The 21,716-nt window shown below is 33.9% G+C and carries 19 protein-coding genes; 7 read left to right on the top strand and 12 right to left on the bottom strand.

What is annotated here, in order from left to right:
• Window positions 1–99 precede the first annotated feature (99 nt).
• Both nusB and yajC read left to right on the top strand, forming a co-directional pair.
• Window positions 100–1,011 (top strand): transcription antitermination factor NusB, encoded by a 912-nt coding sequence (gene nusB / locus AAEO57_RS16205; RefSeq protein WP_341694076.1) that lies wholly within the window; start codon window positions 100–102, stop codon window positions 1,009–1,011.
• A gap of 79 nt (window positions 1,012–1,090) precedes the next feature.
• The gene (yajC, locus tag AAEO57_RS16200; RefSeq protein WP_341694075.1) at window positions 1,091–1,369 is read left to right on the top strand and encodes a preprotein translocase subunit YajC; all 279 of its coding nucleotides are present in this window, start codon (window positions 1,091–1,093) and stop codon (window positions 1,367–1,369) included.
• 939 nt (window positions 1,370–2,308) lie between these two features.
• Here the strand turns inward: yajC and AAEO57_RS16195 are convergent.
• From AAEO57_RS16195 to AAEO57_RS16170, 6 genes are all read right to left on the bottom strand, one after another.
• The gene (locus AAEO57_RS16195) at window positions 2,309–2,749 is read right to left on the bottom strand and encodes a DUF3592 domain-containing protein (RefSeq protein ID WP_341694074.1); all 441 of its coding nucleotides are present in this window, start codon (window positions 2,747–2,749) and stop codon (window positions 2,309–2,311) included.
• Window positions 2,750–3,394: 645 nt separating this feature from the next.
• Window positions 3,395–4,672, bottom strand: coding sequence for a peptidase T (gene pepT, locus AAEO57_RS16190; protein ID WP_341694073.1), 1,278 nt, complete (start codon window positions 4,670–4,672; stop codon window positions 3,395–3,397).
• A gap of 113 nt (window positions 4,673–4,785) precedes the next feature.
• The gene (locus tag AAEO57_RS16185; RefSeq protein WP_341694072.1) at window positions 4,786–5,925 is read right to left on the bottom strand and encodes a formylglycine-generating enzyme family protein; all 1,140 of its coding nucleotides are present in this window, start codon (window positions 5,923–5,925) and stop codon (window positions 4,786–4,788) included.
• Between the two features lie 102 nt (window positions 5,926–6,027).
• The gene (locus AAEO57_RS16180) at window positions 6,028–7,035 is read right to left on the bottom strand and encodes a DUF6515 family protein (RefSeq protein WP_341694071.1); all 1,008 of its coding nucleotides are present in this window, start codon (window positions 7,033–7,035) and stop codon (window positions 6,028–6,030) included.
• A gap of 398 nt (window positions 7,036–7,433) precedes the next feature.
• Window positions 7,434–8,012, bottom strand: coding sequence for a hypothetical protein (locus tag AAEO57_RS16175; protein WP_341694070.1), 579 nt, complete (start codon window positions 8,010–8,012; stop codon window positions 7,434–7,436).
• 91 nt (window positions 8,013–8,103) lie between these two features.
• Window positions 8,104–10,545, bottom strand: coding sequence for an arylsulfatase (locus AAEO57_RS16170; RefSeq protein ID WP_341694069.1), 2,442 nt, complete (start codon window positions 10,543–10,545; stop codon window positions 8,104–8,106).
• A gap of 307 nt (window positions 10,546–10,852) precedes the next feature.
• Between AAEO57_RS16170 and AAEO57_RS16165 the strand changes: the two genes are divergently transcribed.
• Window positions 10,853–11,887: a quinone-dependent dihydroorotate dehydrogenase gene (locus tag AAEO57_RS16165; protein WP_341694068.1), complete on the top strand. Its 1,035-nt coding sequence runs from the start codon at window positions 10,853–10,855 to the stop codon at window positions 11,885–11,887.
• Here the strand turns inward: AAEO57_RS16165 and AAEO57_RS16160 are convergent.
• Window positions 11,873–12,589, bottom strand: a complete 717-nt coding sequence (locus AAEO57_RS16160) for a DUF3307 domain-containing protein (protein ID WP_341694067.1) — start codon at window positions 12,587–12,589, stop codon at window positions 11,873–11,875. The two genes, AAEO57_RS16165 and AAEO57_RS16160, sit on opposite strands and share 15 nt — an antisense overlap.
• Window positions 12,586–13,200, bottom strand: a complete 615-nt coding sequence (locus tag AAEO57_RS16155; protein ID WP_341694066.1) for a SatD family protein — start codon at window positions 13,198–13,200, stop codon at window positions 12,586–12,588. The genes AAEO57_RS16160 and AAEO57_RS16155 overlap by 4 nt, the downstream gene beginning before the upstream one ends.
• Window positions 13,201–13,504: 304 nt before the next feature.
• Between AAEO57_RS16155 and AAEO57_RS16150 the strand changes: the two genes are divergently transcribed.
• From AAEO57_RS16150 to guaB, 4 genes are all read left to right on the top strand, one after another.
• The gene (locus AAEO57_RS16150; protein ID WP_341694065.1) at window positions 13,505–14,371 is read left to right on the top strand and encodes a hydroxymethylglutaryl-CoA lyase; all 867 of its coding nucleotides are present in this window, start codon (window positions 13,505–13,507) and stop codon (window positions 14,369–14,371) included.
• 81 nt (window positions 14,372–14,452) lie between these two features.
• A complete protein-coding gene (locus AAEO57_RS16145; protein WP_341694064.1) occupies window positions 14,453–15,013 on the top strand; it encodes a hypothetical protein in 561 nt (186 codons plus the stop codon).
• Window position 15,014: 1 nt separating this feature from the next.
• Entirely contained in the window at window positions 15,015–16,415 is a 1,401-nt protein-coding gene (locus AAEO57_RS16140) for a DUF5723 family protein (RefSeq protein WP_341694063.1), read from the top strand.
• A 195-nt stretch (window positions 16,416–16,610) separates the two neighbouring features.
• Window positions 16,611–18,083 (top strand): IMP dehydrogenase, encoded by a 1,473-nt coding sequence (gene guaB / locus AAEO57_RS16135; protein ID WP_341694062.1) that lies wholly within the window; start codon window positions 16,611–16,613, stop codon window positions 18,081–18,083.
• An 82-nt stretch (window positions 18,084–18,165) separates the two neighbouring features.
• On the opposite strand, the gene AAEO57_RS16130 is transcribed toward guaB, so the two are convergent.
• The 4 genes from AAEO57_RS16130 to AAEO57_RS16115 form a co-directional block, all read right to left on the bottom strand.
• Complete coding sequence (locus AAEO57_RS16130) at window positions 18,166–19,050, bottom strand: L,D-transpeptidase (RefSeq protein WP_341694061.1); 885 nt, start codon at window positions 19,048–19,050, stop codon at window positions 18,166–18,168.
• Window positions 19,051–19,168: 118 nt separating this feature from the next.
• Window positions 19,169–19,750, bottom strand: coding sequence for a GDP-mannose pyrophosphatase NudK (gene nudK, locus AAEO57_RS16125; RefSeq protein ID WP_341694060.1), 582 nt, complete (start codon window positions 19,748–19,750; stop codon window positions 19,169–19,171).
• Window positions 19,751–19,807: 57 nt separating this feature from the next.
• Window positions 19,808–21,079 carry an adenylosuccinate synthase gene (locus AAEO57_RS16120; protein WP_341694059.1) on the bottom strand — a complete coding sequence of 424 codons (1,272 nt, stop codon included), beginning with the start codon at window positions 21,077–21,079 and terminating at the stop codon, window positions 19,808–19,810.
• A 96-nt stretch (window positions 21,080–21,175) separates the two neighbouring features.
• A complete protein-coding gene (locus AAEO57_RS16115; protein ID WP_029268726.1) occupies window positions 21,176–21,634 on the bottom strand; it encodes a Fur family transcriptional regulator in 459 nt (152 codons plus the stop codon).
• Window positions 21,635–21,716: the final 82 nt, after the last annotated feature.

Here is a 21,716-nt window from a genome sequence, read left to right as displayed (position 1 = left end):
AATTAATTTTAATATAATCTCTTTAATTCTTATTTTTGCAGACTAATTTTTAAAAGTTCTTACAAGGTGGTAAATAGAAGACACTTACGCGTTAAAGTCATGCAATCCATTTATGCAATGCATCAAAGTGGTTCTGATAATCTGGAGAAAGAAGAAAAATTTCTTTTTTACAGCATTGATAATATTCAGGATTTATATTTAATAATGCTTTCTTCATTGATTGAAATTTGCAAAAAAGAATCAGTATTCTTGCATCTTTCAAGCAAAAAACATCTTGCAACTGCAGCAGAACGTAATCCGAACGAAAAATTTATCAAAAACAAAATTTTTCAGCTACTTGCCGAAAGTAATTCTCTTAGCATTGCTTTAGAAACCCGTAAAATCAACAACTGGTCTTTAAATGACGATTATATCATTTTACTTTTAAATGATATTAAAGCGAGTGATTTGTATAAAAATTACATGAGCAATAATGTGAATACGTTTGAAGAAGACAGACAATTTGTAATTGATTTGTTCGAAAATGTTATTGTTCCGAATGAAAAATTATATGAGTATCTGGAAGATGATAAATTGACATGGGTTGATGATATTCCGGTTGTAAATACGCATATCGTAAAACAGTTAAAAGCAATCAAAACAGAAGACCCGGATGCTTTCAGAGTTCCGAAATTGTATAAAGATGTTGAAGATAGGGATTTTGCAAAAGATTTGTTCAGACGTACCGTTTTAAATGAGTCAGTTCTTGCAAAAGAGTACGATGATAAAACGCCAAACTGGGATAGCGAAAGAATTGCAGAAATCGATACCATTATCCTGAAAATGGCAATTTGCGAGTTTTTGAAATTTCCTTCAATTCCGGTAAAAGTAACGCTGAACGAATATTTAGAAATTGCAAAAGAGTATTCTACACCAAAAAGCAGTATTTTTATCAACGGAATTTTAGATAATCTGGTAAAAGAACTTACTGCCAATAAAAAAATGATTAAGGTAGGTAGAGGGTTGATGTAATTTTTAAATAAATTCCAAAAATCAAATAACAAATTCCAATAAAAGAATATTAAATATAAATCAAAAATAAATTTAAATTATGGGACAATTAGGTCAATTTGCACCATTCCTTTTAATGTTTGTGGTAATCTATTTCTTCATGATCAGACCACAGCAAAAAAGAGCAAAAAACGAAAAAGAATTTGAAAGCAACCTAAAAGTAGGTGACAAAATAATTACTAAAAGTGGTTTTCACGGTAAAGTTGTTGAACTTGCAGAAACTACTGTTGTTATCGAAACAATGTCTGGAAAATTAAAATTAGAGCGTTCTGCTATTTCTATGGAAATGAGCGCTGCTTTGAATGCTAAAAAAGCGTAAGTTTTTTTTAATTCCAAAAAATTATAAATCCCAAATTCCAATTTAAAACTGGAGTTTGGGATTTTTTGTGTTTAGTCAGTTTTTATATTTTCATATTTATTTGAGAAATAGCAAAAATAAGCATAGGTTAAAAAATAGAAACAGTTAACTAAAAAACCATAATTGTATTTTGAAGGTAACTCAAAATTAACAACGATAACAATTGATGCTATTAGAATGACTAACCAGAACAATATAAAAAAAACCGTTTTTCCTTTTGTATAGTTTATTGCTTTCGTATCACTAAAAAATAATAATACTATATAATTGTAGACCCACCCAATTAGTAAGTTGATGAAATCTAATCCATTATAATAAAGTAAGATTGGAAAGCAACAAAGCGATATACATATAAACATTATTATGGGTATCTTTTTTTCTTTTTTCTTCTCGTCATGGTATAAAAATAAAGGAAAATTTAAGAGCAAAAGAAAAAACGAACCCCATAAATTTACCAATATTGTTGTTTCGGCGCTAAAATCTGTAAAAAACAAATAGAGGTTATAGGCCGCCCAAATTAGATTTATAATTACTGGAATAATGTTTATTTCGCTGGTTGGTTTTGCTAAATTTACATTTTTATGATATTTACTTTTTTGTTGGTTGAGTATACTTATAACAAGTTCTCTTTTCTCCCAAGCTTTGCAAAAAAGTTGGTAAAGTATAAAAGAAACAAATACAATAGGTAAATATGTAAAAAGAGATTCGAACATGTTAAAAATTTTTATTAAAAACCTACAGAAAATGATCATGGAGGTTGCGGAATTTTGTAATCCATTTTTATAAGTTTTCCTTTAGAATCATATTGAGAATGTTCTTCTTCTAATAATATTTATCTATTTTATAAAGTTTCTATAGAGTAGTTTTCCGTCTTTATAATCTTCCTCTTATCAGATGTCTTTAATATTGTTTTTTTCTTACGACATAAGTAACAAATGAAAAAATTAATGTAAAGGCACCCAGTACGAAAGTTGGCAGCCATAAACTTGAAAAATCATTTATTTGTGCATCACTGCTATTATCAGGACTATACATAATTTCAATTTCTTCACCAATATTATAGGCAGGAGAATTTCCTTTACCGGCGTTTGATTTTACATTTATTAATTTTCCTGCTTTGTCTTTAAATTCAAATTCAGGATAGTAAAAAGTTGTTGTTTTTGTACGCTTTTTTTCTTTCTTTTCTTCAATTTTTTCTGTAAAGCCTACAATTTTACCAGTAGTAAAAATTGCTCTTTGAATTTTAGCATATCTGTAATAAGTGACACATAAAGTTATTGCTAAAAAAACGATACTAATTATTAGAAGTACTTTTGCTGCTTTACTTTTTTCTCTTTGCATAGTGTTGTTATTTGTTTTTAGGTTTGTAGTTGTTTTTTATTTTGGCGATGTGTTTATTTCGAAAATAAAGTCATTGTTAGTGTCACTGATTTCACAATCAATTTCGACCTCGTAATGTAATTCTTTAATAAGTTTTTCATTTTCGAAAGCCTGATACATGTAACCATATTTTCTTGTTTCATGAAATCTGGAGTGTTCCAACTCACGATTATTATAAAAGATGATTTTTTCTAACGCCGGCATATAAGAAAAGGCTTATTATTTTTATTTGCCAAATGTAGGATTTTGTTTTCAAAAAAAAACTATGATTAGTCTGGATTTAACAATAATTCTATTATTTAAAGTATGTATATAGAGTCAAAAATCAATGTAGTTATCTTCAAGTTTCTTATTTTGAATAAGATGGATCTTCAAAAGTAACTACATAAAGATTTTTAATATTTTTCATTTCAGAGTACATAGAGATTTTCTTTGCAAATTCTGTAATTAGATTTATCTTACTTTGAAATGACAATACTTTTTAAACTTATGTTCTTGGTTCGAAAAAAAAAACTTAAACCCCAAAAAAACCTTTATCAAAATTTGTAAAACTTTGATAAAGGTTTGTTATAGTTTGGAATTTAGAAATTTTGATATTATTCCAAATTATCTTTTTGATTTAGGTCTTTCAGCACCATCAAAAATTCCCGGAATTGCAGTAAGTTCTGCAATTTTTACGATTACATCTGTAGCTTTTTGAATGCTTTCAGCCGGAACATATTCATATTTTCCGTGAAAGTTGTGACCACCTGCAAAAATGTTCGGACAAGGCAATCCCATAAATGATAATTGAGATCCGTCTGTACCGCCGCGAATAGGTTTGATGATTGGTTTTATGTTCAGGTCACGCATTGCTTTTTCTGCAATATCCACAATATGTTTTACCGGAAGCACTTTTTCCTTCATATTGTAATACTGATCTTTAACTTCAGCAGTTACAATGTCTTCTCCATATTGTTTAGCGAATTTTTTATTGAATTTTTTGGTAATCTTTTCAATTAACTCTTTTCGTTTTTCGAATTTCTTTCTGTTATGATCTCGGATAATCAATTCTAAAACAGTTTCTTCAATGTTTCCTTTTATATGATGAACATGAAAAAAACCTTCGTAACCTTTAGTTTCCTGCGGTGTTTCTCCTTTTGGAAGTTCATTTATAAAATCATTTGCAATCAGCATTGAATTAATCATTTTTCCTTTGGCATAACCAGGATGAACGCTTTTTCCTTTAAAAGTAATTTTAGCTCCTGCAGCGTTGAAATTTTCATATTCCAATTCGCCAATCTGACTACCGTCCATTGTATAAGCCCATTGTGCTCCAAATTTTTCTACATCAAAATGATGTGCTCCACGACCGATTTCTTCATCCGGTGTAAAACCAATTCTTATTTTTCCATGTTTAATTTCAGGATGCTGAATAAGATATTCCATTGCCGAAACAATTTCGGTAATTCCGGCTTTATCATCGGCACCTAATAAAGTGGTTCCGTCGGTTGTAATGATGGTCTGCCCTTTGTATTGTAATAAATCCTTGAAGTAATTCGGAGATAAAATGATGTTTTTTTCGGCATTCAAAACAATGTCTTTTCCGTCGTAATTTTCTACAATCTGGGGCTTTACATTTGCTCCGCTGAAATCAGGTGAAGTATCAAAATGAGAAACAAATCCGATAGTTGGAACTTCATGATCAACATTACTTGGTAAAGTTGCCATGATATAAGCTTTGTCGTCAATTGTTACATCTTCAAGGCCAATTGTTTTTAGTTCCTCGACTAATTTATTAGCAAGATTCCATTGTTTTTCTGTACTTGGTGTAGTTTGTGAATTTGGATCCGATTCGGTATCAATCGTTACATAACTGATAAAGCGGTTTATGATATGTTGCATTTTTTTGAATTTTTAGCAAATATAGAAAATTTTTTCTGCTGAAAATTTAGCTTTCAATATCCGAAATAATAAAAAAGGGACTCTGTTAAGAATCCCTTCAGTATTTTAATTTGTTATTTGCTTTTTACACATCTGAAACCAACGTGGTTTGCGGCAGATCTGATTTCACCTTTTCCTCTGGTTCCGACCATGTATCGGGTACAATACTGGTCTGTACATAAAAATGAACCACCTCTGTGTACTCTTTTTATCTCAGACGGATCGTTGGGATCATAGTAAGCGTCAGGTCCCTGTGGATTTCTTGTTGTTTTTCCACTTTCGGCTAATGATTTATAATAATCTACACTATACCAGTCATTAACCCATTCCCATACATTTCCTGCTATATCGTATAAACCGTAAGCGTTTGGAGCGTATTGTTTTGTTGGAGCAATTCCTTTAAATCCGTCTTCGCCTGTATCTCCATCTTTTATTGGGAAATGCCCCTGATAAATATTAGCCTGAAATTTTCCGTTAGGTTTTAAATTATTTCCCCAGGCATATAGATTCCCTGATTTACCGCCTCTGGCTGCAAACTCCCATTCTGCTTCTGTAGGAAGCCTTTTTCCTGCCCATTTTGCGTATGCTTCAGCATCTTCGTATACAACATGTACAACAGGATATTTTTCTTTTCCTTTAATGGTACTTTGTGGTCCTTCTGGATGTCTCCAGTCGGCACCTGGCTCGTAACGCCACCATTGCAGGAAATTATTCAGATTGACTGCAGATACGGTAGGAGTGAAGACAACAGAACCCGTAACCAAATCTTCTTCACTAGCTGTTGGAAATTCCTCTTTTGTTGGTTTTTTTTCTGCAACTGTCACATAACCTGTGGCTTTTACAAATTTTTCAAACTCCTCGTTAGTAACTTCGGTTTCATCCATATAGTAGCCGTCAACATACACACGATGTATCGGAGCTGCATCTTTTGTAACTCCTTTTATGCTGCATAAACTTTCATCCTCTACATTTGACCCCATTGAAAATTCGCCACCCGGAATCCAAACCATGCCTTTTGGTGCTTTCCCTACAGGTTTGTTTTTGTTCTCAATGGTTGGTTTAAATGCATTTGCTTCAGTTGTGTCCGGAATTTCATGACATTCCTGAGCTACGGCTTCTTTTTTAGGTACATTAACCAATTTTGTATAACCAAAGGCTATTGAAATAATGGAGATTGTAAGTAAACCGATAATCCAAAAAGTTTTATTTTTCATTGTAATAATTTTTTAAGGTATTGTGGTTGTCAATAGGGGATAAAATTATAAAAATAAGATTTAAATTACTCTATTTATTTTATAGAACTTGTGTGTTTTGTTTTAACTGTCTTTTTCAACTGAAACAACTTCATATTTATCCTTACCATCAACTTGAACTGGCTGATAATAGGTTTCGCCAAACTTTACATATTTTACGTCACCAATTGTTACTTCCTCACCACCTTCGGGTAAATTATCAACGATTGTTCCGGCTGTTGGAGCGACTACGGTGTACTTGCCTCCGTCTTTTTCATAATATGTTCCTCCGTAATAATAATTATTAACAGTTCCTGTGTTGACGGTCTCTGCGCCACTCGGAATGTTATTTACTGTGCCGCCAACAGGTGCAGGAACAGCAGTATAACCTCCGTTTGTAGAGGTGTACCAAACTCCCTGGTCATAATGATATTTGTTATTTTCAACGCTTACAATAATTGCTGTAGTTGCCAGAGTTGCAACAAAAAATCCCCATGGATGCCAAACTGGCCCCCAATAAAAAGGTCTGTATGGGCGAGGATAATAAGGATGGTAGCAATTGTATCTGTAGCCACCGTGTACATAAGGAGGACGCACATAAGGTCTAGGGCCAGGTCTTACAACTGTATTTCGATTGTTACGAACATGGACACTATTGTTAACGTTGATATTAACATTGTTTCTGTTTCTATTAACCGTATTGCCACTTATGTTGGTGTTTTTGTTGCCTGAATTATTGATTCTGTTGCCTGAATTCTTGTTTCTATTATTAGTGATATTTCTATTGTTGATTTTAGAATTAGAAGCATTAGACGGCTTGTTTATTTTGGTACTGTTATTATTTGCTTTAGGTCTGGATGCAGACTGATTTATACTAGGTCTGGTCTGTGTGGCTGGTCTTGCCGGTCTTGTTTCCCGATGTTGTCTTGTCGGAGATACTCCGCTAGTTTTGTGAACGCCACCACCGCCGCCACCTGCTCCATGAAAACCCCCTCGGCCACGCTGTGCAAAGCTTTCAATCGAAATCAAAAAAAATGATCCGGCTAAACATATCAATGAAGTTTTTTGTATTGTATTTGTTATGTTTTTCATTTTTAGAGTTTTAGTTTTATAAAGTTATTAAAAAAAAGATCTTCCTTATGGAATTTAACTATATTTCGGGTTAACATATTTATTAGTTTATGAAGTATCCCATTGTATTCTAAAGAACCACCACGTTCTAATGGTAAGTTATTTTAAAAGTAGTCTAGTATCATAAGGTGCTGAAAATCGGAACTACAGATGGCTTTTTCAATTGAAAGAGAATTTTTTGACTCGTGTTTCCAGTTTAATTCTCTTACTTCCATATCGAACATTCATTAGTTTCGTAGTATCTTTTTCTTGCTGAGCAAGTCCTTTGAAACCAATTGATAAAGAAAAACTAAGATTGTGTTTTTAGAACTAAGATTCGGTTTATTTGTACTATATAAGATCAAATAAATTGGTAGAAATTATTTCCCTCCAAAGCTTTTCGCAATTCCTAAACCAAGTCCCCAGCTGTCATAAGCATTCCATTTAAAATCATAACTCACAGTGCCGAAAATTTCCCAGCCTTTTGGAAGTTCGTAACCATATTCTATTCCGGCTCGGGTTAGGAAAAAATCTTCTTCTTTGGCAAATTCACCACCAAAGCCCAAAAGAAAACTCCAATGTTCGTTTGGTTTGTAAATTCCCATTAAGGCAGGAGCTATTGGATAGCTTCTTTCTACAGTTTCTTTGTCTTCTCCACTAGCGTAAACTTTTTCGACTTTAAATTTTTCGACAATAAAATCTGTATGAAGACCGATTGCCCATTTTTCATGAAATTGATACGTATAATCGATTCCCCAGGCAGGTAGCGTTAAGGTTTCTCGATTTCCTTCTTCATCACGACCTTCAAAAACATGAACATGATTTATAGAAATACCGATCTGATGGTGAGGCCTGAAAGCAGCTTCTTCTTGTTCCTGAGCTGTAATTTTGTTTTGAATAATTAAGCAAAAGAAAGCTATCAGAAAAAGTGTTTTTTTAAGATTATGAATAACAGACATTGTGATTTAGTTTTTAATCTTTAATAAAAAAGAGGTATTTTATTCAACTTTTGCAGTTTATAAATACCTCTTTAGTTAGTTTTTTATTAGATTAATCGCGTTTCATGGCTCTAATTGCTTCATTATTTAGGTTTTCAAAGCTTTTTTCACTGATATCAACACCAACTCCTAAAATTTCACCACCTTTAAAAGTACCAGGTGTTTTATATTGGTTACTAACAGCATCACCGCTGTCAAAACCTACACATAGACCATCTCCTGAAAGTGTAAATTTACCCGGTTGAGTTTTCATAGGACCTTTTGCAACTTCTTTACCATCTATGTATAAATGCCCTGTACCAATTTGTTCCCCATTTTTACCAGTGCTTTCTCTAACAAATTCAAAACCCAGAGCATGTTTTCCCGGAGTTAATGTTGAAGAAGAAACAAATGTTTGTTCTGGTTGAATACCTAAGAAATTATAGACATAGTATAATTTATTGTCTTTTATAAAAAGAGAATGACCACCAAAACGGGAACCGTGTGCAAAAATTACTCCGGAAGCCCCTGATTTAATATCAACATCACCGATAATTTTATAAGAACGACCACGAACATTAACCGCTACTCCTTCAGGAACAGCAGATGTGCCAGGATAATATACATAACGTGTTTTTGGTTTTTCCTGTGATGGACGCTCGGTTCCTAAAATTTCTACAGCAGAACGGTCATCTAATGGTAATACTAAGTTTTTGTCTGCTTCGTCGAACCAGGTATCTATTAATTCTTTTAATTTTTCAGGATTCTTTTTGGCTAAATTGTTAGCTTCTGCTCTGTCTACATCTACATTGTACAATTCCCAAACATCCTTATCAAATTTACCTGTTCCGGTAAGAGGGGCGTGAACTGCAACAGCTTTCCAACCGTCTTTCCAGATGGCACGTGTTCCTAACATTGTGTAATATTGAATGTGTTTTTGAGTAGGGGTATCTGGTTTTGCATCAAATGAATAGCGCATTGAAACTCCCGATATAGGGTATTGACCAACGCCATTGAATGTTTTAGGCATTTCTACGCCGCAAATATCCAGAATAGTTGGTACAATATCTGTAGAATGATGATATTGGTTACGAACTTCACCTCTGGATTTTATTCCTTTGAGCCAGGAAATTATTAAAGCATCACAAGTCCCGCCTGAATAATTACTGTAACGCTTGAACATTTTATAAGGAGCTGAAAAACCTGCTGCCCATCCGGTAGGATAATGCTCGTAAGTGTCAGGACCTCCTAATTTATCCACATATTTTAAGTTTTCAGATAACTCGTCAGGATATCCATTGAAGAATTTGTTTTCATTTACAGAGCCTGATGGAGAACCTTCTCCTGAAGCGCCATTATCAGCAGCATAAATTACAACAGTATTTTCTAATTGACCTGTTTTTTCCAAATATTCAATAACACGTCCTACCTGTGCATCGGTATATTCAGAGAAACCGGCATAAACTTCAGCTAGTTTAGAAAATAATTTTTTTTCGTCAGCACTTAATTTATTCCACGGTTTTACATAATCTGCCGGATTTGCAAGATTTGGCGGTAAAAAGTTTAAAGGTGTGTTTTTGGTATCTTTTGGTAAAATCCCTTTAGCAATCATTCGTGGTAAAACCCATTCACGATAAGCTTCATAGCCACTATCAAATTTTCCTTTATACTTAGCAATATATTCTTCTGGTGCGTGATGCGGTGCGTGATTTGCACCCGGACAATACCACATATACCAAGGTTTTGAAGGGTTAGTTGCTTTTTGGTCTTTAATATATTCAATGGCTTTATCTGCTAAGTCTTTAGACAAATGATAACCTTCTTCAGGGCCATAAGGTTGTTCGATAAAATGATTGTCCTCAGCTAAGTCAGGATACCATTGGTTAGTTTCTCCTCCAAGAAATCCATAGAAACGGTCAAATCCCATTTGTGTTGGCCATTGTGATCTGGATCCTCCAGAAGCAACATCCTGTTCTGGTACATTATGGTTTTTTCCAATCCAGAAAGTACTCCAGCCGGCTTCCTGTAATACTTGTCCAATAGTTGCGCATTGTTTAGGTATTCTGGCATTTGCACCAGGGTATCCATCTGCAGTTTCGGTAATTGACGACATACCATTTAGGTGATGATTACGTCCTGTTAATAATGTGGAGCGGGTAGGAGAGCATAAAGCTGTTGTATGCCATTGAGTATAGATAAGTCCGTTATCCGCCAATTTTTGTAGTGTTGGCATGTTTATTCCTCCTCCATAAGGTGACCAGGCTGCCTGACCTGTGTCATCATATAAAATAAACAAAACGTTTGGAGCGCCTTCCGGTGCAGATTTTAGTGTATATGGTTTCCAGTCTGCCTTGGAATTTCGTACATCGAGTTCAATAACTCCTTTAAAATTTTCTTTTCTTACTTCTCTTGGGTCTGCCTGAGCGACTAACTTAGAAACTAATCCAAAAGACAGTAACAATGATAAAATCGAAAAAAAATTTTTACAAATTGATTTAGTGTTGTTGTTTTTCATAATTATCCAGATTGATTAAGCGTTTAAACAAAAAGTACTTGAAGAGAAAACTCAAGTGTTTCAAAATTAGATAATAAAAAAAGTTAAAAAGGTTAAAATCAGATTCGAATGTGTTTCATTTTATAATTTGCAACCTGAAAAAACTGTTTTTTGAAAAATTTTTTTTGTTTTATACTTTGAAAAATTTATTGTTTTAATCTAAAATACATTTATAGAACAAAATTGAAATTATTTGTTTTGCATAAAAAAGCACCGTTTTCAAGTTTAATATTTAAATTTGCATCCAAAAAAATAACAACACACTCTTATGTATAAATTGATAATCCGCCCGATACTTTTTTGTTTTGACCCAGAAGAAGTACATTATTTTACTTTTTCATTTGTAAAATTCATTTCAAAAATCCCGGGAGTTTCATCAATTATCAAATCGATCTACGAAGTAAAAGACAGTCGTTTAGAAAGAGAAGTTTTCGGAATTAAATTCAAAAACCCTGTTGGACTTGCAGCTGGTTTCGATAAAGACGCAAAATTGTATAAAGAACTTGGTGATTTTGGTTTCGGATTTATTGAAATTGGAACTGTAACGCCGGTTGGTCAGGAAGGAAATCCAAAAAAGCGATTATTCAGGTTAAAAGAAGACCAGGCGATTATTAACCGAATGGGGTTTAATAATGGTGGAGTTCTGGAAGCTGTTGAACGCCTGAAAAAGAATTCGGGAGTTTTAATTGGTGGAAATATAGGAAAAAACAAAGTAACTGATAATGAGGATGCTGTAAAGGATTATATCATTTGTTTTGATGCACTTTTTAATCACGTAGATTATTTTGTGGTAAATGTAAGTTCGCCAAACACACCAAATTTAAGAGCGCTACAGGATAAGGAGCCTTTGACTGCTTTACTGCAGACATTGCAAAACAGAAATGTTGAAAAGCAAAAAACAAGTACTCAAAAAGTAAAACCAATTCTTTTAAAAATTGCTCCTGACTTAACAGATGAGCAATTATTAGATATTATTGATATTGTAAAGATTACGCAGATTGCCGGTGTGATTGCTACAAATACAACAATTTCAAGAGATGGCTTATTATCTGACAATAAAACAGAAACTGGTGGTTTGTCTGGAAAACCACTAACAAGACGTTCTACAGAAGTGATTCGTTTTCTTTCTGAAAAAAGTAACAAAGCATTCCCGATTATTGGAGTTGGAGGAATCCATTCTGCAGAAGATGCGATTGAAAAACTAAATGCTGGTGCAAGTTTAGTGCAGTTGTACACAGGTTTTATTTATGAAGGTCCGGCATTGATAAAAGCAATCAATAAAAAAGTTTTACAGCAATTGTAAAAGAAGGAACTGCATAATTAAACCGGTTAGTATTGCAATTCCAAAACTGATTAGCGTACCAATCATTACATATTCGGTAAGTTTTCTATCCTTTGCTTCTTTTAAATCCCCAAACCTGAAAATGGATTTGGCGGCCAGCAAAAATCCAATGGCTTCAAAGTGTCCGGTTAAAATAAAACAAACTACAAACAGACGTTCTAAAATGCCAATGTAATTTCCTGCATTGGCAAGCGAATTGTCCTGATGACTGTTCTGACTTTCAGGACTCCAGATTGAAATAATTGTTTTTATGAAAATCGAAGTGGGTTTAGTCATTAATATAATTCCGGTCATCAGAATCCAGAATTGGTTTTCGAATCTAAAAAAGCTTAAGTTATTGTTTTGATAAAAAAGTACAACGGTAGTTATAATCACTAGATGTAAAATTTGATCGATAACAAACCAAGTACGTTTCGTTTTGTTTTTCTGAAAATTCAATTTGATCAGATCTACTATCCCATGTGTAGCGGCAATCAAAAGGCCATAAGGTATAAAACTGATTTCTCCCACTAGTATTATCGATAGAAATCCGTGAAGTAAAACATGCAGGTATAAATAAATACTTTTATGCTTATTAGCTTCTTTATGAATTACCCATGAAGTCGGCTGCCAGATAAAATCACCTAACAAGTGTGCCAAAAGCAGTTTTATAAATAAAATCATAATGCTGTAAGTTGTTTTATTTGTTTTCTAAAATAACGGTCCAAATTCATAACCAAATCAAATTGGGCTCGTTTTTGTCTTCTGCTCACTGCAGCCTGATTAATACCTAGTTTTTGTCCTAGTTCTTCCTGTGATAAAGTTGGGTTTTCTATTGCGACAGCTACAAATTCAGCCGATTGTGCTAGCCAGCTGTCCATAAAAGTCAAGGCGAGTTGTATCATTAAATTTAACTTTTCATCTATTTCACCATTGCCTGTTCGCATAGCCAAAGTGACTTTTTGCTTTTTTAAAGTTTCAAAAAGTTCTCCTGAGTTAATAAAAGCGGACCCATTACTTTCGGATATTTTTTCTGCATCGTGGGTTTTATCGCCAATACCAATACTCATTCGGGCATCTGATTTTAGAGCTCTCAAATGTGCTTTTACCAAAATGGCTGTTAATAAGGCTTCTTCAGGATTTTTGATTTCGATTTGAAATTCATCTCCTCTGTAAACTTCCCATTGACTTGGTGTTTTACCAAACTGAGCTAAGATTTTTTTTAAATCTTCAACCCAATGTTCTGATTCCTGTTGTCTGGAATCTATTATATCACCTGTGATTATGCTGGTCATACTCAAATAATTAGAAACTTTCTATTACAAATATAATTAATAATTTCTTTTTATTACACTTTTTGGTAATAATTCAATTTATTACGTATTTGGGTAATATTTTGCACTATTACTTATTTGAGTATTATACTTAAATAGTACCTATTTCGGTAATAATAGAAATTATTACAAAAATCTGTAATTTTAAATGGAAGCAGATCATGAATTTATATCATTTTGCATAGTCCCAAAAATAATTACGGAAAGACTTATTTTTATTTCTTTAAAAAACAAACTAACTTAGCATTTGCTAAAAAAATAAGTTTTGAACAAAGAAATCAAAATCATCGAATGTCCACGTGATGCTATGCAGGGTATCAAAACTTTTATTCCTACGAAAAATAAGGTTTCTTATCTACAGGCTTTGCTAAGAGTGGGTTTTGATACGATAGATTTTGGAAGTTTTGTGTCACCCAAAGCGATTCCGCAAATGCAGGATACTGCAGAGGTATTGGAAAAGCTTGATTTATCTCAGTCAACAAGTAAACTTTTGGCAATTATAGCCAATACACAAGGGGCGCAAACTGCTGCAGAACATGAAGCTATTAAGTATTTAGGGTTTCCTTTTTCGATTTCAGAGAATTTTCAGATGCGAAATACGCATAAAACAATTGCTCAATCCTTAATTACACTACAGGAAATTTTTGAAATTGCGGATAAAAAAAATAAAGAAGTCGTAACCTATCTTTCTATGGGGTTCGGGAATCCATACGGAGACCCGTGGAATGTCGAGATCGTGAGTGAATGGACAGAAAAATTATCTGAAATGGGCGTGAAAATCCTGTCGCTTTCTGATACTGTCGGTAGCTCAACTCCGGAAGTAATAACCTATCTTTTTTCTAATTTAATCCCAAAATACCCTCAAATTGAGTTTGGTGCACACCTGCATACAACACCCAATAGCTGGTTCGAAAAAATTGATGCTGCACACAAAGCGGGCTGTACACGTTTTGACGGTGCTATTCAGGGTTTTGGAGGTTGTCCTATGGCAACAAATAAACTAATAGGTAATATGCCTACAGAAAAACTCATTTCGTACTTTACTGCCAATAAAAAAACTACAGGTTTAAATTCTTTAAGTTTTGAAAGTGCTTATAATGAGGCTTCAAAACTATTCGGTGCGTTTCATTAGGATTTTTTGTATATTTACTATAACTCTCACAATATGTGATTGTTAAATGGCGTTGTTTTTTAAATAACTTAATTTTTAGTTATGAAACCAGCAGACATGAGTAAATTTGCAACACTTTTAGTTTTGGTATTTCTAAGTTTTTCCTGCTCGAGCGATTTAGATTTCGATCAGATTGATAATTTGAAACTGGAACCTGTCGTAGTGGCAAATTTAACCTACTTTAATATTCAGGCGAAAGAATTTGTTGATAACGGAAATGAAAACAGTATTGCTTTTGATGCTCAGGATTTTAATCCGTTCAGGAATTCACTCATGCGGGAGGATCTGATAAAAGCCGAATTTAATTTCGAAATAACAAATACAATCAACAGAGCGTACAAAATTGATTTGGTTCTTATTGATGCCCAAAATAATACTATTGAAACATTAAGTTTTAATGTTCCGGCTTATTCAGGCAGTACGACTGTTCTGAATTTTACTGAAGTTTTCGAAAATCAGCGTTTGGTTAACCTTAAAAGACTGCAAAAAATAGGATTTGTGATAACCATGGCCGCAGGTCCTCCATTAACCGAAAACAGTCCGGGGAACTTAAAACTTCGTTCGGCAGGAACACTAAATTTTGATATCGAAATAGAGGATTGAAATGAGAAGAGTATATCTAATCATACTAGCCTTTGTTTATGTCATTTGTTTTTCTCAAAACAAGCAAATCCTGTATAATTTTACTTCGATTCCACAGTCATTACTTGTAAATCCGGGTGCCGATGTGTCCTATAAATATTTTTTCGGGGTTCCGGTATTGTCCGGTGTTTCGGCAAATTTTGGTTCGAGCAGTTTTTCAGCGTATGATTTATTTGCAGACAATGGTGTTGATTTTAATGATAAAGTAAGGAATGTTGTCAATAAATCATCCAGCAGAGATAAGGTGTACACCAACCAACAGCTCGAATTGTTTTCCGGAGGGTTCAGGATTGGAGGAGAAGAAAGCAAATCGTATATTTCTTTTGGAGGCTATCAGGAATTTGATTTTTTAATGTATGTTCCAAAAGATATGGCTATTTTGGCTTTAGATGGAAATCGGGACTACATCGGGAAGTCTTTTGATTTAGCCGATATAAGTTTACGTGCCGAAATACTTTCGGTTTTTCATGTTGGATTTCATAAAAAAATGAATGAAAAGTTCGTGTTTGGAGGTCGGATTAAATTATATTCCAGCGGTGCCAATGCACATTCTACTAAAAACTCAGGGTTCATTTACACAACAAGCGGAACAGCTGATCAAAACATTTATTATCAATATATTTCTTCAGATCTAGAATTGCAGACCTCCGGGATTGCTGCTTTTACAAAAGATGAATATGATGGAAATATAACGGATGATCTTATTCATAATACTTTTTTTAACGGAAGTCTAGGGCTGGGTTTAGATGCAGGATTTACCTATTATTACAAAAAAAATCTTCAGTTTACGGCAAGCATTATAGATGTTGGTTTTGTCAGACATACAAAAGATATCGAAACACTCACCTATAAAGGAAATTATGAATATAATGGTGTAAACCCAAGTTTTGATTTTACAGATGAACCCGAAAATGTTTTCGACGACTTCGATAAAGCTATTCCACGCGATACACTTTATAATAAATATACTACCTGGAGACCTGCCAAATTTAATACTTCAGTAGAATATTCTTTTGGGGAATCCAGATTCGATGATGGCGAATGCAGCTGTAAAGTACCAAATGAGCCGCTATATGTAAATGCAGTTGGAGCACAGTTTTTTGCCATGACTATGCCAAAAGATCCTTTTGTTGCTTTTACAGCTTTTTATAAACGAAGGCTTTTAAGAAAGTTAGAACTCAAGACCACCTATACAATTGATTCGTTTTCCTATAAAAACATTGGTTTAGGAGTGGCAGGAACATGGGGTAAGGTAAATATGTACTTGCTTGTTGACAATGTATTAGAATATAAAGACATTACCAAAGCCAATAGTGCGGCATTTCAGTTAGGTGTCAATTTTGTTTTTCAGGATTCCGATTAATTTGAATTTGATATTAACATTGACATTTGACATTGACATTTGACATTGACATTTGACATTGATATTGACATTTGATTTTTGATATTGACATTGATATTTGACATTGATAGAGTCAAAAAAAAATCTGAATAGGTTAATGAACAAGTTTCCAATTTATTCATTATATTTGCACGCAATTCAACTACAAATTGCAACATGATAGCACACAACTCCAAGATCATCGGCGAAGGTTTGACTTACGATGATGTATTATTAGTACCTAACTACTCGAATGTGCTTCCACGTGAAGTGAGTATCAAATCAAAATTCTCAAGAAACATAACATTAAACGTTCCAATCGTATCTGCTGCTATGGATACAGTGACCGAAAGTGCAATGGCAATCGCTATGGCGCAGGAAGGCGGAATTGGTGTTTTACATAAAAATATGACCATCGAGCAGCAAGCTGGTAAGGTTAGAAAAGTGAAGCGTGCAGAAGCAGGAATGATTATCGATCCTGTAACGTTGCCAATGACTTCGACAATTGCAGATGCAAAAGCTGCAATGAAAGAATTCGGAATTGGAGGTATTCCAATTGTTGACGAAAACAGAATCCTAAAAGGAATTGTTACTAATCGTGACCTTCGTTTCGAAAAAAATAGCTCAAGACCAATTGCTGAGGTGATGACAAGTACTAATCTGGTTACTGTTGCTGAAGGAACCTCATTAGAACAGGCCGAAGTAGTTTTACAAGGACATAAAATTGAAAAACTACCGGTTGTAAATGCTAAAAACGAATTAGTTGGTTTAATTACCTTTAGAGATATTACAAAACTGACTCAAAAGCCAATTGCAAATAAAGATTCATTTGGACGTTTAAGAGTTGCTGCTGCCATTGGTGTTACTGGTGATGCTGTAGAAAGAGCAGGTGCATTAGTTGCTGCCGGTGTAGATGCTATCATTATCGATACAGCTCACGGGCATACTGAAGGTGTAGTGAATGTATTAAAAGAAGTAAAATCAAAATTCCCTCAAATAGATGTAATTGTTGGAAACATTGCAACTCCGGAAGCGGCTAAATATTTAGTAGAAAATGGTGCTGATGGTGTAAAAGTTGGAATCGGTCCTGGTTCTATCTGTACAACCCGTATCGTTGCAGGTGTTGGTTTTCCTCAGTTCTCAGCAGTTTTAGAAGTTGCTGCTGCTATTAAAGGAACTGGTGTTCCGGTTATTGCTGATGGAGGAATTCGTTATACGGGAGATATTCCTAAGGCAATTGCTGCAGGTGCTGACTGTGTAATGTTGGGTTCATTATTGGCAGGAACAAAAGAATCTCCGGGTGAAACTATTATCTTCGAAGGAAGAAAATTCAAATCATACCGCGGAATGGGTTCTGTTGAAGCAATGCAAACAGGTTCAAAAGACCGTTATTTCCAGGATGTTGAGGATGATGTGAAAAAACTAGTTCCGGAAGGAATCGTTGGACGTGTTCCTTACAAAGGCGAATTGAACGAAAGTATGCTTCAGTTTATTGGAGGACTTCGTGCCGGAATGGGATACTGTGGTTCAAAAGATATTCCAACTTTACAGGAATCTGGACGTTTTGTTAGAATTACATCAAGCGGAATCACTGAAAGTCACCCACATAACGTGACTATTACAAAAGAAGCTCCAAATTATTCAAGATAATTTTTAGTATTAATATACAAAAGGCGTAAGAATTTAAATCTTACGCCTTTTTTAGTCTTATCTATTTAAGATTAAATCATTTTTAGAGAGAGGTTGTTTTTTTCTCCGTTTCTCTTACAGTTTGATTTTCTAAAATTTCCTGAATAAAAGGTTTTGTCTGTTTTTCAATCTCAGCTTCAGAAATGTCCAAAGTCTTTGGATCAGAAGTTAATTGCAGCCATGGCTTAGGTTTGTCAAAATCATAGCTTCCAAAAACAACTACAGGAGTTCCTTTTACTTTTACATTTTCTTTGTCTTTCAAAATCCATTCATCTGCGAATTTATACAGATATTTGGCGTCCTTTTCCAGTAATCTTAAGCAAGAGTGCGATGCAGGATAACCGGGTAATTCATATTGGTGGAAACCAACTCCGAGTTTGTTTTCTATGTTGAAATTCCATTTAAGTTCCCATTCGTCATTAAAAGTACTGGTCGTTTTTTCTGCTTTCCAGTTGGTAAAAAATAATCCTGTTGGAGTTGGGTCTGACTTTCTTCCCATATTGGTAGGGCCGGTATAAACTAATTCGCCATTTTCATAAGCTGCAAAAGTTTGTGTAGGATAAGAAAAAATAATGATTTTTGAGACTTCTTCCAAAGCATTTACATGTAGTGGAAACGGAAGGTAATAAACCAAATCACCACTAAAATCTTCAGGAATTACAACTGAGTCTAATTTTTTGATATTGGCTTTGTCAGTACGATTTATAGCATAGACGATATTCAATTTACTGCTGTCGGATTCATTCGTTTTAAGCCATTCTTTAGTATTCTGAATTTGGTAAGAAACTGATTTGGGCTTTTTGTATTCAATTGTTTTTTTAGGTTTGGTATTTTCTGTTAGTTTTATTGTATCACTTTTTTTGCAGGAAATCATCAGAAATAAAATTAGTAAAAGTAATGCGTTTGCGATGTAATATAACTTTTTCATAATTTGGCATGTTTTGATTATGATAAAGGTCTATTTTTTAAGCCGGTCATTCCTTATAGAATTTTTTGAAATATTTATTTGATTTGCATTTTAGTAAATTAGTAAAAACTATAACGATTTATATGAGTCCTTGTATTTTAGCATGTTGTAACAGCATAATGGTTTTTGCATCAGTAATCTCGCCTGATTTAATCATGGCATAAGCCTCATCAAAAGTATATTCCAGAACTTCAATATTTTCTTGTTCAGCATCCAGTCCGCCGCCTTCGCTTACTTTCATGCTTTCATCGTACTCGCCTACAAAAAGATATAAAATCTCAGTTACTGCACCTGGAGACATATAGGTTTCAAAAACTTTCTCAACTTTAGAAATTCGGTAACCTGTTTCTTCTTCTGTTTCGCGGATGATAGCATTTTCGGGATTATCCTGATCTAAAAGTCCGGCACAAACTTCAATCATCATTCCATCTTTATTTCCGTTAAGGAAAGTTGGTAATCGAAACTGCCTTGTTAAAATAACTGTCTTTTTTGTTGAGTTGTACAGTAAAATTCCGGCACCATTACCACGATCATAGACCTCACGTGTATGTATTTCGTGTACGCCGTTTTCTTTCTTGTAATCAAAAGTTACCCGGTTTAAGATATACCAATTGTCTGATAATAATTTAGTTTCTTTAATTTGAACTTCTGGATTTTTCATAATGAAGTAATTTGTGTAAAAAAAAAACGCTCTGATAATCAGAGCGTTTAAAATGTGTTATTTTGTTATTGTTTGCTTTCTGTCTGGTCCAACCGATACGATTTTGATTGGAACTTCAATTTCTTTTTCAATAAACTCAATATATTCTTTTAGCTCAATTGGTAATTGATCGTAAGTTGTCAATCCAGTTAAGTCTTGTTTCCATCCTTTAAACTCTTTGTAAACCGGAGTAACATTTTCTGGCTCGATGTTATAAGGAAAGTGAGAAATATTTTGACCTTTGTAGTTGTACTCAGTACAAACTTTTAAAGTTTCAAAACCGGAAAGTACATCACCTTTCATCATCATTAACTGCGTAACTCCGTTAACCTGAACGGCATATTTTAAAGCTACTAAGTCTAACCATCCGCAACGTCTTTGTCTTCCTGTTACAGAACCAAATTCGTTACCCACTCTTGCCATTGTAGCACCAACTTCGTCAAAAAGTTCAGTTGGGAAAGGTCCGCTACCTACACGTGTAACGTAAGCTTTGAAAATTCCGTAAACTTCTTTGATTTTGTTAGGAGCAATTCCTAAACCTGTACAAGCTCCGGCAGCTGTAGTGTTTGATGATGTTACGAAAGGATAAGTTCCGAAATCAACATCTAATAAAGATCCCTGAGCACCTTCGCAAAGAATAGATTTACCTGCTTTTTGAGCCTGGTGCATGTATTCTTCACTGTCAATGAAGTCTAATTTTTTTAGTTCCTCAATAGCTTCAAAGAATTCTTTTTCAAGTTCAGCTAAGTTATACTGAATATTAACATCGTAAAAAGCAATCATTGCCTCATGTTTATCAGCCAAAGCTCTGTAACGATCTTTAAAGTCTTCTAATTCAATATCTCCAACACGTAAACCATTTCTACCAGTTTTGTCCATATAAGTTGGTCCAATTCCTTTAAGAGTAGAACCAATTTTGGCTTTTCCTTTTGAAGCTTCAGAAGCTGCATCAAGCAAACGGTGTGTCGGTAAAATTAAGTGTGCTTTTCTTGAAATGATTAATTTACTTTTGATATCAAGGTTGAATTTCTCCAAACCTTCAATTTCTTTTTGAAAAACTACCGGATCAATTACAACGCCATTTCCGATGATATTTACTGAATTTTTATGAAAAATTCCGGAAGGAATGGTTCTAAGCACATGTTTAATTCCGTCAAATTCTAATGTATGTCCTGCATTTGGTCCTCCCTGAAAACGTGCAATAATATCATAATTTGAGGTAAGAACGTCAACAATTTTTCCTTTACCTTCGTCTCCCCATTGTAATCCTAGTAATAAATCTACGGTCATTCTGTTTTAATTTGCGTTGGGACAATCTTAGTTGTCCTACTGATTAATGTAGTTAATTTTCTTTTTTTTTATTTTTTGAATAATTCCCTTTCCGGATTATTGTTTTTGCTTTTTATTTCCGTAGAAATACAGTGAATGATTCGTAATTTCGATATCAAATATTTCTTCGATTGTTTTTTTGATGGTCTGAATTCTTGGGTCACAAAATTCAATTACCTCGCCAGAATCTGTCATAATGATGTGATCGTGCTGTTTATCAAAATATGATTTTTCGTAGTAGGCCTGATTTTGTCCAAATTGATGTTTTCTAACCAATGCGCAGTCTAACAATAACTCGATCGTGTTGTATAAAGTTGCTCTGCTCACACGATAGTTTTTGTTTTTCATTTTGATATATAGGTTTTCTATGTCAAAATGCTCTTCGCTGTCGTAAATTTCCTGAAGTATAGCATAGCGCTCAGGAGTTTTGCGATGCCCTTTTTGTTCAAGATACATTGTAAAAACATTTTTTACAATTTCTTGATTTCTAGTGTTGTCAGTTGAAATGAGTGTCATATCCTGCAAAGATAAATTTTTATTTTCAATCAATAAAAGTTTAAGGTTTAAAGTTTAGTTATAAAACCCAGATAGAGTGATT

The sequence above is a fragment of the Flavobacterium calami genome (assembly GCF_038290035.1).
Lineage (GTDB): Bacteria > Bacteroidota > Bacteroidia > Flavobacteriales > Flavobacteriaceae > Flavobacterium > Flavobacterium calami.
This window is presented reverse-complemented; position numbering and strand designations above follow the sequence as displayed.